This window comes from Streptomyces sp. DH10, from assembly GCF_029813805.1.
Lineage (GTDB): Bacteria > Actinomycetota > Actinomycetes > Streptomycetales > Streptomycetaceae > Streptomyces > Streptomyces coeruleofuscus.
In genome coordinates this window covers 239,994-256,687 of record NZ_JARVKU010000009.1, presented here as the reverse complement: position 1 = coordinate 256,687, position 16,694 = coordinate 239,994, and the positions used below count along the sequence as shown (strand labels likewise).

The following is a 16,694-nucleotide window of genomic DNA, read 5'->3' as shown; positions in this document are numbered from 1 at the left end:
GGAGGTGGGGGTTGTGTCTGGGCACGGCCGTGCGCTTCGCTCTGGTGGAACAGATGCGCAACCACCTGGCGCTCGTGCTGGTGATTTTCTTCGTCCCGTCGTGGCTCACGCTGACCTACACCGTGACCGCCAAGACCCCAGTGCGGTTCTTCCTGCGCGCGGCGGACCGCTTCCTGGTGGTGGACGGGGACAACCTCATGCAGCTCTCGGGGGCCTTGCACGCCCTCGCACTGATCGTTGGCTTCATGATGTTCCTGGCTGCGAAGCGGTCGGCCGACTTCGACCACCGGCTGGTGCTGGCAGGTTATCCCCGGCTGTGCCTGGTGCTGGCCAAGTACACCGCGCTGGTCCTGACCACGGCTGCGGTCGCCGCCTACGCCACGGCCTGGGTAACGGTCTTCTGGCAGCCCGAACAGCTGGGTGTGCTGGCGGCGGCGTTGTTTGTAGGGGCACTGGTCTACGGCGGCGCCGGAATCCTGATCGCCGCTGTGCTGCGCAGCGAACTCGCCGGGATGTTCCTGGTCATCATGATCAGTTTCGCCGATCTGGCGATGCAGAACCCGATCTCCAACCCGGCAGCCGACAGCCCCGTGCTGCGCTTCCTGCCCAGTTTCGGCGCCATGCAGTCCGCGGTGGCCGCCGCGAAGCTGGAGACGGTGCCGTGGTCCTACCTCGCCCTGGGACTGTGCTGGGCGGTCGGCACTGCCGGGATCGGCATGACCGCGTTCGCTCTGCGCACCCGGCACCGTCTTCCCCTCACCGGCCACCGGACTGTCCTGCCCGCAGTGATGCCTGAGGTCCGCGCACAGGGGGGCGACGCTTCCGCGGCCGCCGGGCGCACCGTCGGCCCACGGGGCCCGGAGACCCGGAACAGGACCCGTCGCGGCCCGGTCTGGCCGACCGTCTACCGCAGGGCAGGCATCCGGGACCGGGATCTCGTCCTCGGCTACCAGAGGTGCCGGCAACTGGTCCGCAGTTCCGGTCCGGTGGAGCACGCGATCGTGCAGTTGACGCCTGTGCGCCTGCGGCCACTGCTGTGGGTGACGTACGGCTTCGGGCGGGTGCTGGACGACCTCGCCGACGTGGAGACGGACAGTCCCGAATCGAGGGCGGCCCGCATCGAGGAATGGGCTCGCGCCCTGGAGAGCGACCTGCGCCAGGGCAGCAGCAGCGACCCCGTCCGCAGGGCCCTCGTGCATGCCATGATCACCTGGGACCTGCCGGACGACGATCTGCCCGCCCTGATCGCCACCTACAGCCAAGACGCGCGCAGCCAGACAGAGTTCGCCACCTGGGACGAATGGCACGCCTATCGGCGGACGATCAGCCTCCCCTTCGGTGTCACACGTCTCGCAGCCGTCCTGTCCGGCACGTCGGCCCCCTTCGCCGCCCGCGACGTGGAGGGGTTTCAGCGATGGACCGATGCATACAACCTCATCGACTGCCTGTGGGACCTGCGTCAGGACGCCGAACGCGGGCACATCCTGCTTCCACTGGAGGCCCTGGAACGATTCGGCGTAGCAGCCGAGGACGTCCGGGCCGGCCGGCCCACCGCTCAGCTCACTGAGCTGATCAAGGACCTGGTCGCGCAGGCACACCACTGGCTTGACCAGGCCGCAACCGTCAACTGGCAGCATCCCGGCCTCGCGGCCGCCTGGCGGACCATCATCGAGCTCGCCCGACTGCAACTGCTCAGCATCGAGCGGGCGCAGGACGTCCTCCTGGAACGAACCCCCGTTCTGCCGCGCGCCTCGTTCGCATGGATGCTGATGCGGGGCCGGATGCGCACAGCCTGGGCATGGCGCCGCCAGCTCCTGCCGCCGGCACCACCCCCTCTCCATCTGCCGTCCCAGCGCACTGGTGCGGCTGAACATGAGGTGTGCGCCGACGAGGAGCCGTTGCCTCCGGTGCCGCACCCCAGCGGCGCCCGCCCGCCCGAAATGCCGCCCGAGCGCATGCCCAGGCACGTGGCGATCATCATGGACGGCAACGGCAGGTGGGCCACCGCCCGCGGCCTGCCACGCCCTGAGGGCCACCGAGCCGGCCAGCAGGCCCTACGGGAGATCGTCTACGGGGCACTCGAGATCGGGCTGCCCTACCTGAGCGTCTACGCGCTGTCCACCGAGAACTGGCAGCGACCAGCCGCCGAGATCGACTCGATCCTGCAGATCGTGCTAGGAGGGCTGGACGTGCAAAAGGAAGAGGTGATGCGCCGAAACCTCCGGCTGCGCTGGTCCGGTTCACCAGAAGGGCTTCCCGCGGAACTCATCGATGCCCTGGCCCGAGCCGAGAACGCCACCAGCCACCGGACCGGAATCACCCTCAACCTGTGCGTCAACTACGGCGGACGTGCCGAACTCACCCACGCCGCCCGCGCCCTCGCCCGCGAAGCCGCCCAAGGCCGGATCGACCCCGACCGCATCACGGCACACCACCTAGCCCGCCACCTGCACCAACCCGACCTGCCGGACGTCGATCTGCTCATCCGCACCGGCGGCGATCACCGGACCTCGAACTTCCTCCCCTGGCAGTCCATCTACGCCGAACTCGCCTTCCTGGACACGCCGTGGCCCGACATCGACCGCCGCGACCTGTGGAACACCATGACCGCCTTCACCCAACGCGAACGCCGCTACGGCACCACTCCACAGCCCACACCGGCCAAGGCGAAGCCACAGACCGGCGACCGGCCTGAAGCGCTCTCAAACTGAGCGACACCCCCCCCCGGCGCCGTTCCACCGGATGCTGCGCCGGCGGGAGGTGTTCGCGAAGAACGCCGGGGTGCCGGCAGCTTCCGTCCCGGCCTCCGCCGCCGGGCTGCCGGCGGCACGGCGCGACGGCCCCGGCCCACGCACAACCGGCTGAGCGCGCCCGGTCCCCGGCCGCAGCCACGCCGCCCAACCCGCCCGTCCCATACTCCTTCACTGTTGTACGGCGCTCGCCGGGCGATGCGCAGCCACTCGGCTGGCCGACATAGCGGGTGGAAGGGTCAGGGCCGGGCCGTGGTCGCCTCCATGGCCGGGTCGGCAACGGCGGCCGCGGTGAGCTGGCGCAGGTCCAGGTAGCAGCGCAGCCGTACGCCGGGCTGACCGGCGTCCCGCATCGTGGTTTCGTAAGCGAGAGCGGACAACGTTTGTCGACGGTTTCGGACAGCACTTTGGCGATCAACGCCGCAGAAATGTTGACGAGAACCGACAACGCTTTGGCCGCCTGCCAGGACATCCTTGTCAGCCACGTCGGCACGTGGGGGCTGGCATACCCGTTGCCGCTGCGAGAGGCTGACCCATCACGGGTTGATCTTCAGCACACGGAGGCTACGAGCTCATGGCAGCATCAGGGAACCAGCTCTTACCAGCAGCAGGTGCATACGAGATAGATCAGGCGGCATCAACGGTCCGCTTCGACACACGCGCCATGTTCGGGCTGCTCCCAGTCCGAGGTACTTTCGCCATCGGTCATGGCCGCATTACTGTGGCGGACCCGGCAGACGAGTCGTTGGTGCACGTCGTAATAGAGGCAGGAAGCTTCGAGTCGGGCAATCAGCAGCGTGACAACCACGTCAGGTCCTCCGACTACCTCGACGTGGCTCGGCATCCCGAGATCGGCTTCCGGAGCCAGCGTCTGGAACGATCCGACGCTGATGCCACTTTGTACGGCGAGTTGACCGTATGTGGGGTGACTCAGCCGATTGCCGTCACACTCGGCACGATTGCCCACGAGGGCAAGCGGATGACGGCGAGCGGCACTACCACGATCGACCGGTACGCCTTCGGCGTCACCAAGGCCAAGGGCATGACTGGTCGGCATCTCAAGATCACTTTGGAAGTCGTCGCGCACTGCTGAGCCGATCGTGGTGCCAAGCAGCGCACGGATCAGCGTGACAATGATGAGGTCAGCCTGCGGCGTCCTGCGCTCGGGCCGCCCTGGTGCTGGCGAGCCGGTAAGAGTCGGTGCCGGTCTCGATGATGTTCCCGCCGAAGGTGAGGCGGTCGACGATGGCCGCGCAGAGGCGGGTCGATGAACGTCCTGGTCCACCCGCCGAACGATTCGTTGGAGGCGATGGCGACGCTGTTCTTCTCCTCGCGTTCGGTGAGCACCTGGAACAGCAGCTCAGCGCCCCTGCGGTCCAGCTCCATGTAACCGAGTTCGTCTATGCAGAGGAGATCGACGCGTCCGTAGCGGGCGATGGTTTTGGTGAGGACCTTTTCGTCCGCGGCTTCGACCAGCTCGTTGACCAGTTTGGTGGCGAGTGTGTAGCGGACCCGGAAGCCGGCCATGGCGGCCTCGGTGCCGAGCGCGATCAGCAGGTGGGACTCCGTGCCGGAGTCGCCTATCAGGCAGAGCGGCAGGCCCTTCTAGACCCATTCGCAGGTCGCCAGGGTGTGGATGACCGCGGCGTCGATGTTCCCGTTGGCCTCGAAGTCAAAGGCCCTGATCGACTTCTCCCGCGGGAACTGCGCCACCTTGATGCGCCGTTCGGAGCGGCGGCGGGCCCGGTCGTCGCACTCGGCCATCAGCAGTTCAGCGAGGAAGCCGCGATAGGACATCTGGTCGCGGGCGGCGGCTTCGGCCAGTTCGGGGAACTGGCCCCGGATGGTCGGCAGCCGGAGCATGCGGCATGCCTGGTCGACGGCGGCGTCGACGGCCTGTTCGGTCAGCCCGCGGTGGCGTTTGAGGGTCACGGCATCTCTTTCTGGATGGCGGGGCGGTCGGCCGACTGCCGTGCTCGCAGCAGCTGGTCGTAGGCCGCGACCGAGGGCGGCGGCCGGGTGTCGGGCGGCAGCTGGGCCAGCCGCCGTTCGGTCAGCGAGGTCACGTTCGTCCGGTCCGGCTTGGCCGGCACAGGATCCGCGACCTCGTCGGCTTCGGCCGCCTTCCGCGCCTCCAGGGCGACGGCGTCCGCGGTCAGGGCGCCGGCCCTGAGCGCGGAGGCAAGCCCGGCGACCAGGTGTTCGCGGGATACGTGGCGGCCCATCAGCAGGATTTCGATCAGGGCCCGGGTGCCGTCCCGCTCGCCGTGGGCAGCCTTCGCCGCCTGCCACCACGCGTCATGGACGGGCGTGAACTTCCCTGCCGAACCCCCGGGCCTGTTCGAGGGCGGTGGCCCCGGGAAACGCCCCGGGCTTGCGGACCAGGGCTTCCAGGTAGTGGTCCAGATCCAGCCGGGCCTGCCCCTTGGCGATCAGCCGTTCGTGACGGGCGACCTCCAGCTGACCGTCGTAGACCACCAGCTCAGCGGCGTGAAGCATGGCCCGAACGGTCCGCCCGATCAGCCGCACCGGCACCGAGTAGCGATTAGTGCGGACGCTGATCTGACTGAAGCGGTCCACCCGCAGGCTGAACAGCCTCCCCGTTTCGAAGGGTTCGTCCGGTAACGGTTGCAGAAGCGGCCGTTCAACGGCGAAGTACTCGCTCACCGGCCGTGGCCGGGAGCCGATCCGGCGCCGTTCGTCCTCCTCATCCCACCGCTCGATCATCGCGTTGAGCTCGGCGAGAGAGACGACCTCGGGGACAGGGACCATGTGATTGCGGCGGAACCAGCCGATCTGCCCCTCCACCCCGCCCTTCTCATGGGCGCCCTCGATCCCGGGCAGGCAATACGCAGCCTCGATGCCGAAGTGCGACCGGAACGCGGTCCACCTCTCGTTCTCCACGCGGGACCGCGAGCTCAGCACCCGGGAGACCGCGGAGCGGAGGTTGTCGTAACGGACCTTGCCGGTCGGCACTCCGCCGAGCACGCTCAGAGCGTGGACGTGGCCCTCGAGGAACGCCTCCTGGCCGCAGGAGGCGAAGACGCGGTGCACCGCCTTGCCCGAATACGACAGGCGCATCGCGAACACGAAGCAGGTGACCTGCTCACCGGCCAGGCGTACCTTCACGTCGCCGAAGTCCGCCTCCGCTTCGGCCCCTGGCCGGTGGGACTGCGGAATGAATGCGTGCACCACCCCGCGGCCGGCCTCAACAGCGAGCCAGATCATCAGGACGAGGGCGGCCAGGGTGAAGGCCACGGTGGCGATGACGAAGAGGCCGGTGAGGCTGGGCAGGCCGAGGGCGTCTGCCAGGTCGCCGGTGGGGCCGGCGAGGGCGGGGCCGGCCACGCCGCCGAGGGTGGTGGCGACCAGGACGGTGGAGATGGCGCGGGCGCGGTGGGCCGGTGCGGCGAGGTCGACTCCGGCGTAGCGGGCCTGGAGGTTGACGGCGGTGCCGGCGCCGTAGAGGAACAGGGCGACGAAGAGCAGGGCGGGGCTGTTGGTGACTGCGGCGGCGATGACGCCAGCGGCGCCGAATGCGCCGACGAGGTATCCGGCGGCCAGTCCGGGGCGGCGGCCGCGGGCCTGGGAGAGACGGCCGACGGCGATGGCGGCCAGCGCGGAGCCTGCGGTGAGCAGGCCGCTGCTCAGGCCGGCCAGGGCGGTGGAGTGGAGCATGTCCTGCACGAGCAGGGCGGCGACGGTCGTGCCCGCGGCGAGTCCGAGGCCGCTGAGGACTTGGGAGGCGAACAGCACGATGATGACGCGCTTTTGCGTGCGGGCGTCCGGCAGGCCGCTGTCCGGTGCGGTGAGTGGAGGGGAGGGGGTGTTCGGGGCGGTCGTGTGGTGGGGCATCGCTGTTCCAGGAGGGGGCGGGCCCGGAGGTGAGCCTGGCGGATGGCGTACCTCGCGGGCGGCGGGGGGAGAGGCCGGCTTTCTCGTTGGGGTGGAGTGGTCGGCTGTCTCGATGAGGTGGATGCGCAGGGGGTGGTGCTCCATCCGTCGGCAGGAGGGGGCGTAGGCGAGGGGCACAGGACCTGTGGGGGTGTCAGGCGAGCCGGACACCCCCACGGACAGAGGGAGAGTGGTCCTGCTCAGCTCAGCTGCAGGCGGTCGGCCAGACCGGCGGCGGTGAAGGCGGCCTGCAGTTCCTCGCGGCCCTCGGTGAAGTGGGACCAGCTGTCGAAGTGGACGGGCACCACGCGGCGGGCGCCGAGGATCTGGGCGGCCTCGGCGGCCTGGGCGCTGTCCAGGACGATCAGTCCGCCGTCGAAGATTTCGGCGAAGCGGGGCGCGCCGGCGAAGAGGATCGCGGTGTCGATGGGGGCGAAGCGCTCGGCGATCTCCCTGACGGCGTCGAGGGAGGCGTTGTCGCCGCTGACGTAGACGGTGGGCAGGTCCTCGCCGGTCAGGACGAAGCCGATGACCTGTCCGGAGATCGGTTCGACTTCGTCGCGGGTGCCGGGCCCGTGGATGGCGGGGACGGCGGTCACCGTCAGCGTGCCGCCGCCGGGGCGGTCCAGCTCGATGGACTCCCAGTCGGCCAGCCCCTTGGCCTTCTGGCCGAGGCGTTCGCCGCCGCCGGTGGTGGTGAGGGTGAGCGGGACGTCGGCGAGCAGAGCGCGGCCGGCGTTGTCGAGGTTGTCGTCGTGCTCGTCGTGGGAGAGCAGGACGACGTCGACGGGGCCGAGGTCTTCGGGGGTGCCGGTGGCGGGGGCGGTCTTGGTCAGGGCCGGGGCGCCGGGGGGCGCCGGGTAGGAGCGGGGGTCATCGAAGGTCGGGTCGGTCAGAAAGCGCAGGCCGCCGTACTCGAACAGGGCCGTGGGGCCACCGAAGACGCGGACGGGGAACTGCGTGGCCGCAGGGGAAGCAGACACCAAAACCTCACGGATAGATTCGCTTGAACCGTGAGTCGACTAAGCAGGCATCACGGATGAGAGCAATCTCAACCGTGAGTCACGGTTGCGCGCAGGTCGTACCATGAGAGGTATGGAAGAGGGCGTCATCACCGAGTCCGGGCTGCCGCCGGCGCCGGGGGCCGAGCAGCACCCCTCGCTCGCCCTGGTCAACAGCGCCGTCGCGCTGCCGGGGGGCACTACGTCGACCAGCTCGGCACGCCCGCCGGGGCCGACCAGTGGCTGACACGGCAGGGCCTCACCCCCGTCGACGCGGGCATGCTCGACATGTGCGCCGCACAGCTGCGCTCCCTGCGCGAGCAGGTCCGGGCGCTGTTCGCGTCCCGTGTCGCGGGTCTGCCCGCACTGCCCGCCGCCCTCGCCGCGATCAACGACACCCTGACCCGCGTACCCACCGCCCCGCTGCTGGCCTGGGACGACAAGACCGGCCCCTACCGCGCCATGCCCAACCCCACTTCGGAGCTCGTCGATCACGCCCTCGCGGCGCTGGCCGCCGACGCCGCCGACCTCCTCATCGGCCCCGAAGCGGAGCGCCTCACCGCCTGCGCCTCCACGCCCTGCAACCGCTACCTGCTCCGCCACGGCCGCCGCCACTGGTGCTCGACGCGCTGCGGCGACCGCGCCCGCGCCGCCCGCGCCTACGCCCGCCGCACCCAGCGCACGTAACGCCTCGACCGGAGGCTCCCGGGTGACCCTCTCCAGCAATGCACATACACGGAAGTTGCTTCCGCCGTGTCCCGGACGCGGCCCTGGACGAACGGGAGCGGCTGCGGCGGCTCGCGGACGTCCGCGCCTACCTCGCCCCGACCGCGACCCGCGCCGAACGCGTCGCCCGCCGCTATCACGTGCGCTGGCTGCTGCTGACGCGCTGGCACCCGGTGCCCGAGGAGGCGGTGGTGGTGGCGTGGAGCGGGCGGACGGGGGAGGTGTTGGCGCGGGTCGGATGAGATGCCGAGGTGGTGTGGGGTGTTACTCGATGACGAGGTCGACCTCGATGTTGCCCCGGGTGGCGTTGGAGTAGGGGCAGACCTGGTGGGCCTGCTCGACCAGCTTGCGGCCGGTCGCCTCGTCCACGGTGTCGGGCAGCTCGACGCGGAGGGCGACCTTGAGGCCGAAGCCCTCGCCCTGCTTGCCTATGCCGACCTCGGCGGTGACGGCGGCGTCGCTCACGTCGGCCTTGGCCTGGCGGCCGACGAGGCCGAGGGCGCTGCCGAAGCAGGCGGCGTACCCGGCGGCGAAGAGCTGCTCTGGGTTGGTGCCCTGCCCGTTGCCGCCCAGCTCCGCCGGTATGCCGAGCGCGAGGTCGATCTTGCCGTCGGAGGAGACGGCACGGCCCTCACCACCGTGGGTGGCGGTGGCGACAGCGGTGTAAAGCGCGTCCATGGAAATCCCTCTCAAGTCACGTTCCGGCGGCCCGATCGGGCCGCCTCATTACATTGATCCGCACCTGCCGGGGGCCGGGACGGGCACCGGGAGCTCGGTTGCGGCGGGTCGTTGGCTGGACGGAGTCCATCCACTGCGGTCAGCCCAGGTGTCCCCAGTCCAGGCGGTCGGCGAGCCCCGCGGCGGTGAAAGCGGCCTGCAGGGCATCTCGGCCCTCGGTGATGTGGGCCCAGCTGTCGTAGTGGACGGGGACCACCCGGCGGGCGCCGAGTATGCGAGTGGCTTCGGCGGCCGTAGCGCTGTCGAGGACGAGGGGTGCGCCGTCGAAAAGACCTTCGAAGCGGGGTGCGCCGGCGAACAGGACGGCCGTGTCCACCGGCCCGAAACGGTCGGCCGTCTTCCTCACGGCGTCTAGGGAGGCGTTGTCGCCGCTGACGTACACCGTGGGCAGTCCGTCACCGGTCAGGACGAAACCGACGACCTGCCCGCTGAACGCCTCGACCTCCTCCCGCGGACCGGGGCCGTGGACGGCGGGGACACCGGTCACGGTGACCGTGCCGCCGCCGGGCCGGTCCAGCTCGACCGACTCCCAGTCGGCCAGCCCCCTGGCCTTGCCTCCGAGAAGCTTGCCGCCATCAGGCGTGGTGAGGGTCAGCGGCACGTCGGCGAGCAGGGCGCGGCCGGAACGGTCGAGGTGGTCGGCGTGCTCGTGGGACAGCAGGACCACGTCGACGAGACCGAGTTCGGCGGGGCTGCCGGCGGAGGGGGCGGTCTTGGTCAGGACCGCGCCGCCCGGCGCCGGGTAGTCGCCGGGGGCGTCGAAGGTGGGGTCGGTGAGAAAGCGCAGGCCGCCGTACTCGAAAAGGGCGGTCGGGCCGCCGAAGACGCGGACGGGGAACTGGTCACGGGTCGTCTCGGCAGGAGTCACGGACGAAGGAGCGTGGAAGTAGTGGCCCCTGTTGAGATCTTCCAGGAGGCCGGGGTGGGTTGGCCGCCAGTCCAGCAGCTCCCGGGTCAGGGTGCTCGACGCCGAGACGTCGAGGTTGAGGAAGGGGCCCAGCCAGGTGAAGTGCTCGGAGGCGGCCTCGGGGGTCACGGCGGTGACCGGCACGTCCAGGTGACGGCCGATCACCTCCGCGATGTCGCGGATCGGGATGCCCTCCTCTGCAACACCGTGAAGCACCGATCCGGCGGGGGCCTTCTCGACGGCCAGGCGGAACAGCCGTGCGGCGTCGAGGCGGTGGACGGCCGGCCAGAGGTTGGCGCCGTCGCCGATGTGACCGGAGACGCCCTTGGCCCGGGCGATGGCTACCAGGCCCGCCACGAAGCCGTGTTCTCCCTCGTCGTGGCAGCTCGGGGACACTCGTACCACGGATGACCGCACACCGCGCGAGGCGAGTGCGAGTACCGCTTGTTCGGTGGCCATTCGGATCGATAGCGGTGAGCCGTCGATCATGGGCATGTCCCGCTCGGTCACCAGACGTCCCGGCTTGAAGCCGGCCAGGCCGGAGGCGACGACGAAGGGGCGGTCGGTGCCGGCCAGCGTGTCGGCGAGGGTATCGACGGCGCGGCGATCGGCCTCGGAGGCGCCCTGGTAGTCGCCGGTGAAGCCGATGTCGTGCTTGAAGGCGAGGTGGATGACCGCGTCCGACGCGGCGGCCGCGTCCCGCAGGACGTCGAGGTCGTCGAGGGTGCCGCGGACGGCCTGTCCTCCGGCGGCGGTCAGGGCGGCGGCGGAGGCGTCGGACCGGGCGAGCCCGACGACCTGGTGCCCCGCGTCGATGAGTTCGGGAACGACGGCGGAGCCGATCCAGCCGGACGCGCCGGTCACAAAGATGCGCATGGGGATTCCAAACCGTTGATGTCAGTGACTGTCATCGAAGGTAACACACCTGATGTCAGCCACTGTCATCACGTACAATCTGCGCATGGGTAGATGGGAGCCGAACGCGCGCGGACGCCTGGCTAAAGCGGCGTTGGAGCTCTACAGCGAGCGCGGCTACGAGCAGACCACCGTCGCGGAGATCACCAAACGGGCCGGGCTCACGGAGCGGACCTTCTTCCGGCACTACGCCGACAAGCGCGAGGTGCTGTTCGACGGCTCCGACATCCTGAAGGAGCTGTTTGCGAGCGCAGTCGCCGGAGCTCCGGAATCCGCAGCGCCAATCGACTTGATAGCGGCCGGCCTCGAGGCAGTCTCCACCGCGTTCGTCGACCGTCGCGAACACTTCCGCCAGCGACAGGCCGTCATCGTGGCCAACGCGGAACTCCAGGAGCGTGAGCTGATCAAGCTCGCCTCGATGTCAGCCGCACTTGCCGACGCCCTGCACAGACGTGGTGTTGCGAAGCCGGCCGCGAGCCTGGCCGCCGAGGCTGGGATCGCCGTCTTCAAGGTTGGCTTCGAGCGATGGATCGCGGCGAACGAGGAACGCGAGATGTCGCAGTTGATGCGGGAATCGCTGGACGAGCTCAAGGCCGTGACCGCGGGCGGCTAGGGCGGACCGGCAGTGATGCTGGAAAGGAGCCTTCGCCCCCTTCCCCATGTAGCGTGTTGAACAGCCCCGATCCGGTCTCGGGGGATGCCCGGTATGCCTGTGATCTGCGCTGACGCCAAGCACTGTGCATTGCAGCGCCGGACATCCGACCACGACACGCACATACCCGCCTAACCCGTGTCCGTCCTCTTGCCGCTTCTCGCGTATGTCCCACGCACCTGCTTCGAGCGTCGCCCCGCGAGGGCCTGCTGCCGCCTCTGACAGCCCGCGACATCCCTTCCACACCCCTGAGCACACCAACACCCATCGGCCAGCGGATCAGAACTCACGAAACTGAGACAGCGTCACCCCTCATCCAATAACGCCCCTGGAACAGCGGTCCCCACAAAAAATCTCGCCTCCAGAACAGTGGCCCCAACCCCCTCAACCACCAATGACCAGCAGCAACACACCCAGGATCGCTGTCACTCACCCACTGTCCCAAAGCCGAGAAATCGCAACTGGAGGACGGCACGGAGGTTCGGCTTGGGGTGTGGGCCATGAACCAGAAGGGCCGCCGCGGGAAGCTCACCGCCGACAAGCTCGCCGCGCTGGCCGGCTCGGGCTGGAGTGGGCGGCAGCGGAAGGGGCGGCGTGATGGCCTCGCGCGACGAAGAGCAGCGGGTGCAGGCAGCCGTGCGAGGGCACGTCCGCACCAGGGCGTTCGCGGAGGCGGAGCGGGTCATCTCGTTGGTGCTGGCAGATTCGCAGGTGCAGGAGGCGAGGGCCGGGATCGAGGCGACGGCGACGCTGCCCGGCTCATCGGGGTCTGTCCGGGCAAGCACGGCCGTTGGGGACGGATCTGTGTCTTGGACGACGGGCACGAGACCTCGATGGAGGAACCGCACTGGGGCCACAACAGCGAGGGGAAGCCGATCGCGTGGGTGGGCAGCGCGCCCGACGACTGGTGAGTGCACCAGGTCATGCCGCCGCCCTCGGACTGGAATCGGCGGCGGCGTAAGGCCGTTGAGCAGGACCCCGGGCACGCTGGGCGGCCCGGGGTCTTTCGCTGCCTGAGGCCAGCGGCATCGCACTGGAGTGCGTGTAGGGCCTGGGCTCTCGGTCCGCTCCCCCCTGGCGGCATTTCGGGGCCCGTTCTGCGTCTGAGGAGCAGGGGTTAGGCCTTGTGGATCCTCCAGTCGGCGACGCTGGAAGCGCGGTTGTAGTAGGCGTTGGTGCAGACGTCGAGTTTGCCTCCCTGCGTGTCGCCGTCGGCGTGCTGGTTGGTCTCCAGGAAGCCGCCGTTGCCGTCGTAGGTGTTCCACAGGTGGACGATGTCCCCCGCCCGGACGTTCTGGTCGCCGGGTGTGGAGGTCTGGGCGAAGATTCGCCACTGGCCGCTGCCCGAAATACGGTTGTTGGACTCCGCGGTGGCCACGTCGTACTTGCCGCCGGCGCTCTTCTGGACGGTGCTGGCGTGGTTGGCGGTGTCGAGGTAGCCGCCGTCGCCGGCGTAGAGGTTGCGCAGGTGGATCAGGTCCCCGCTCACGACCGGATCGCCGGCTGCCTTGCCCGAGGCGGAGAGGACCTCCCACGTGCCGGGTGTCGAGGTAGCCGCCCTTGAAGTCGTCGTACCCGTTCTGCAGGTGGATCTTGTCGCCGTACTTGAGCTCGTTCGCCATGTGTCTTCCTTCGCCGCCGGAGATCCGCTGTGACCGTGCCGGGCATACATGCCGTCGGCACAGCCTCATGAGAGCGGCAGCACAGGTGCGGGCGGTAGACGGCAGGAGGGCACCCAGGCCACTTCGGCGGCGCGGGTTTATCTGGCCCTCGCGGCCCGGCTGCAAGGGGGTCGCCGCGTGCAGAAACCGTCCTCCGTACGTTCGTTCACGACTTGGCGGCACTCAACAACGACGGGAAATCAGTGCTGATCGCTTCCCCGTCACCTTTCTCGCGAGTGAGTCCCGCGGCGCCGTGTTGACGCCCGTTGTCACCGGCACAGACCGGGGCGGGTGCTGGAGGAGCCGCAGCTGCCCACGGCGTGACCCCGGGGCCGCGCTGTCGTTGGACGTGAAGCACCGAAAGGCCCGACCGGTCAACAGGCCGGAAACAACTCGTTCACCGGCCCGTCTCGGCGTCGACGATGAGGCCGAAGCTTGCCGGGCGGCCCCCACCCCACCCCTCTGACCTGGGCGGTTATCGAAACCGAGACCGCCACTGCCAACGGGTCGGCGCGGTTCGCGACCACCGACGACAGCCGATGAACTGCCGGTCGTGCCGGAGCAATTGCGCCCGGACGGTTGACGCGGAGGCCGGATTGGGCTTCATAATCGGGCACTCGCTGTCATCGATGACACAAGTCAACGATGACACCCTCGGTCGACGGCACGGAAGCCGGCATCGGCCTGGGGTGCACTTTTCGGTCCGTCGCGCAGAAGCCGCAGTCACCGCTGCGTGGACGGCCGCGGGACTAGGAGACACCATGAGCTCTGCACGCGTATCCCGGCATGCCCGCATGCGGATGATGGCGGCGGTCGCGACCGTCTGCGCCCTGTCAGCAGCCCCGCTGGCCCCCCAGGCCGTCGCCGCCGACACCCCGACCTACACCGAGACCTACAGACCCCAGTTCCACTTCACTCCGCAGAAGAACTGGATGAACGACCCCAACGGGCTCGTCTACTACAAGGGCGAGTACCACCTCTTCTACCAGTACAACCCGAACGGCAACACTTGGGGCGACATGTCCTGGGGGCACGCGGTGAGCAAGGACCTCGTGCACTGGGAGGAGTTGCCGCTGGCCCTGTCGCACGACGACGAGGAGATGGTGTTCTCCGGCAGCGCGGTCGTCGACTGGAACAACACCACCGGCTTCGGCACGAAGAAGAACCCGCCCATGGTGGCGATCTACACCAGCGCCTACAAGAACGGCGGCAAGCAGGCCCAGTCGCTCGCCTACAGCACCGACCGCGGTCGCACCTGGACCAAGTACCAGGGCAATCCCGTGATCGACATCGGCTCCGACAACTTCCGCGATCCCAAGGTCCAGTGGTACGCGCCGACCAAGAGCTGGCTGATGACGGTGTCGCTGTCCGCCGAGCACAAGGTGCGGTTCTACTCGTCGAAGAACCTCAAGGACTGGGAGTTGCAGAGCGAGTTCGGACCGGCCGGTGCGACGGGCGGCGTGTGGGAGTGCCCCGATCTGTTCCCCCTCGCCGTGGACGGGGACAAGAAGAACATCAAGTGGGTCCTGGTCGTCAACATCAACCCCGGTGGTATCGCTGGAGGTTCGGCCGCCCAGTACTTCATCGGCGACTTCGACGGCAAGAAGTTCACCGCGGACGACAAGGGCACGTACACCCCGCCCACCGGGAAGGTCGTCCAGGACTTCGAGGGCACCGGCTTCGGTACGTGGTCGACCACGGGCACCGCGTTCGGCCAGGGACCGGCAGCCGGGGCGGTGGACGGGCAGGGGGCCGTCGAGGGCTTCGACGGCAAGGGCCTCGCCAACAGCTTCCACGGCGGTGACGGCGCCACCGGCATCCTCAGCTCCCCCGCCTTCACCGTCGACAGCCCCTACCTGAACTTCAAGATCGGTGGCGGGCGGCATCCGCACGAGGCCGGGACCGTCATGGACAGCACTCCACCCGAGGGCACGGTCCTCGCCGACTTCGAAGGCGGAACGTACGGCGACTGGACGGCGACCGGGGACGCCTTCGGCACCGCGCCGGCCACCGGCACCCTCCCCGACCAGGGACAGGTCTCCGGCTTCCTGGGAGACGGGCTGGCCAACACCTTCCTCAACGGCGACTCCACCACCGGCACCCTCACCTCACCCGAGTTCACCATCGACAAGAAGCACATCAACTTCCTCATCGGCGGGGGCAACCACCCGGCCGGCTCCGCCAGCCCCACCGCCGTCGAACTCCTCGTGGACGGCCAAGTCGTCCGCAGCGCCACCGGAAAGGACGCCGAGGCACTCAACTGGGCCTCCTGGGACGTCAGCGACCTCGCCGGCAAGCAGGCGCGGATCAGGATCGTCGACGACAACACCGGCGGCTGGGGCCATATCAACGTCGACCACATCATGCTGTCCGACACCCAGGCCCAGCGCGTCTCCCAGGAGACGTCCGTCAACCTGCTCGTCGACGGCCAGGTCGTGCGCAGCGCGACCGGCGCCGACAGCGAGACTTTGGACTGGGCCTCCTTCGACATGCGCCCGTACGCCGGCGAGAAGGCGCAGATCCAGGTCGTCGACATGAACACCGGCGGCTGGGGCCACGTCATGGCCGACCAGTTCACCGCCGCCGACAAGCCCGCCAAGTCCGTCGTACAGCGCGCGGACTGGACCGACTACGGCAAGGACTACTACGCGGCGGTGTCCTGGGAAAACGCACCGGGCGGCAAGCGCTACATGATCGGCTGGATGAACAACTGGGACTACGGCCAATCCATCCCCACCTCCCCCTGGCGCAGCGCGCAGAGCGTTCCCCGGGAAATGGCACTGCGCACGATCAACGGCCATATCCGGCTGACCAGCAAGCCGGTGGGCGGTCTGGAATCCCTCCGGGATAGGCGCCCGGCGACGGCGTCCGGCGTCACCGTGAAGAGCACCTCCAAGCCGCTGATCAGCCGCGCGGCCAAGGGCAAGGCTCTCGACATCGAGGCGACCTTCTCCCTCAAGGACGCCGACCGCTTCGGCCTGAAGGTGCGCACCGGCGCCGGAGGCGAGGAGACCGTCATCGGCTACGACACCACCACCCAGGAGCTGTACGTCGACCGCACCCGCTCCGGCGTCGGCGACTTCAACAGCACCTTCCCCGGCGTCCAGACCGCACCCCTGAAGCCCAAGAACGGCAAGGTGAAGCTGCGGATCCTGGTCGACTGGTCGTCCGTCGAGGTCTTCGGCGGCAATGGCGAAGCGGTGATCACCGACCAGATCTTCCCCGACCCCTCCAGCACCGGCGTCGAGGTCTTCGCCGAAGGCGGCACCGCCACCCTCGACCACATGCAGGCGTGGCAGCTGAAGTCCATCTGGCGGTGACGAGCCGCAGGTCCGCGGGCCGGTCGCCCAGGGGCGGCGAGCGGCCCGCGGCAAGGCAGGCGCCAAGAAAGCGGCGTGGAAGCGATCCCCATCCAACCTGGCCCGCACCGATGACGCCAGCCTGTGTCTC

11 protein-coding genes and 4 pseudogenes are annotated in these 16,694 nt (G+C 69.2%); 6 read left to right on the top strand and 9 right to left on the bottom strand.

Going from position 1 to position 16,694, the window contains the following annotated elements:
* The first annotated feature begins 11 nt into the window (after positions 1–11).
* Entirely contained in the window at positions 12–2,711 is a 2,700-nt protein-coding gene (gene uppS, locus QC385_RS20830) for a polyprenyl diphosphate synthase (RefSeq protein ID WP_279542806.1), read from the top strand.
* 278 nt (positions 2,712–2,989) lie between these two features.
* Here the strand turns inward: uppS and QC385_RS20825 are convergent, their stop codons facing one another.
* Positions 2,990–3,103, bottom strand: a complete 114-nt coding sequence (locus QC385_RS20825; RefSeq protein WP_279542805.1) for a DUF6207 family protein — start codon at positions 3,101–3,103, stop codon at positions 2,990–2,992.
* 221 nt (positions 3,104–3,324) lie between these two features.
* Here QC385_RS20825 and QC385_RS20820 point away from each other — a divergent pair, with 221 nt between their 5' ends.
* Positions 3,325–3,843 carry a YceI family protein gene (locus tag QC385_RS20820; protein ID WP_279542804.1) on the top strand — a complete coding sequence of 173 codons (519 nt, stop codon included), beginning with the start codon at positions 3,325–3,327 and terminating at the stop codon, positions 3,841–3,843.
* 49 nt (positions 3,844–3,892) lie between these two features.
* On the opposite strand, the pseudogene istB reads toward QC385_RS20820, so the two are convergent.
* The 4 genes and pseudogenes from istB to QC385_RS20800 all read right to left on the bottom strand — a co-directional run bounded on the left by istB (position 3,893) and on the right by QC385_RS20800 (position 7,627).
* Positions 3,893–4,682: pseudogene (gene istB / locus QC385_RS20815) on the bottom strand (IS21-like element helper ATPase IstB).
* The gene (locus tag QC385_RS20810) at positions 4,679–4,975 is read right to left on the bottom strand and encodes a hypothetical protein (RefSeq protein WP_279542803.1); all 297 of its coding nucleotides are present in this window, start codon (positions 4,973–4,975) and stop codon (positions 4,679–4,681) included. The pseudogene istB and the gene QC385_RS20810 overlap by 4 nt, the downstream one beginning before the upstream one ends.
* 73 nt (positions 4,976–5,048) lie before the next feature.
* Positions 5,049–6,605 carry an MFS transporter gene (locus tag QC385_RS20805; RefSeq protein WP_279542802.1) on the bottom strand — a complete coding sequence of 519 codons (1,557 nt, stop codon included), beginning with the start codon at positions 6,603–6,605 and terminating at the stop codon, positions 5,049–5,051.
* 239 nt (positions 6,606–6,844) lie between these two features.
* The gene (locus QC385_RS20800) at positions 6,845–7,627 is read right to left on the bottom strand and encodes an MBL fold metallo-hydrolase (protein ID WP_279542801.1); all 783 of its coding nucleotides are present in this window, start codon (positions 7,625–7,627) and stop codon (positions 6,845–6,847) included.
* A gap of 103 nt (positions 7,628–7,730) precedes the next feature.
* On the opposite strand from QC385_RS20800, the pseudogene QC385_RS20795 reads away from it, so the two are divergent.
* Positions 7,731–8,332: pseudogene (locus QC385_RS20795) on the top strand (CGNR zinc finger domain-containing protein).
* A 71-nt stretch (positions 8,333–8,403) separates the two neighbouring features.
* Positions 8,404–8,613, top strand: a pseudogene (locus QC385_RS20790) (hypothetical protein); the annotation flags it as partial.
* A 22-nt stretch (positions 8,614–8,635) separates the two neighbouring features.
* On the opposite strand, the gene QC385_RS20785 reads toward QC385_RS20790, so the two are convergent.
* From QC385_RS20785 to QC385_RS20775, 3 genes and pseudogenes are all read right to left on the bottom strand, one after another.
* A complete protein-coding gene (locus tag QC385_RS20785) occupies positions 8,636–9,049 on the bottom strand; it encodes an organic hydroperoxide resistance protein (protein WP_279542800.1) in 414 nt (137 codons plus the stop codon).
* Between the two features lie 139 nt (positions 9,050–9,188).
* Positions 9,189–9,977 (bottom strand): MBL fold metallo-hydrolase, encoded by a 789-nt coding sequence (locus QC385_RS20780; RefSeq protein WP_279542868.1) that lies wholly within the window; start codon positions 9,975–9,977, stop codon positions 9,189–9,191.
* Positions 9,978–10,892, bottom strand: a pseudogene (locus QC385_RS20775) (SDR family oxidoreductase); the annotation flags it as partial.
* A gap of 85 nt (positions 10,893–10,977) precedes the next feature.
* Here QC385_RS20775 and QC385_RS20770 point away from each other — a divergent pair.
* Positions 10,978–11,544, top strand: coding sequence for a TetR/AcrR family transcriptional regulator (locus tag QC385_RS20770; protein ID WP_279542867.1), 567 nt, complete (start codon positions 10,978–10,980; stop codon positions 11,542–11,544).
* A gap of 1,156 nt (positions 11,545–12,700) precedes the next feature.
* On the opposite strand, the gene QC385_RS20765 is transcribed toward QC385_RS20770, so the two are convergent.
* Complete coding sequence (locus tag QC385_RS20765) at positions 12,701–13,072, bottom strand: hypothetical protein (protein WP_279542799.1); 372 nt, start codon at positions 13,070–13,072, stop codon at positions 12,701–12,703.
* A gap of 933 nt (positions 13,073–14,005) precedes the next feature.
* Between QC385_RS20765 and QC385_RS20760 the strand changes: the two genes are divergently transcribed.
* Positions 14,006–16,564 carry a GH32 C-terminal domain-containing protein gene (locus QC385_RS20760; protein ID WP_279542798.1) on the top strand — a complete coding sequence of 853 codons (2,559 nt, stop codon included), beginning with the start codon at positions 14,006–14,008 and terminating at the stop codon, positions 16,562–16,564.
* The last annotated feature ends 130 nt before the right edge of the window (positions 16,565–16,694 follow it).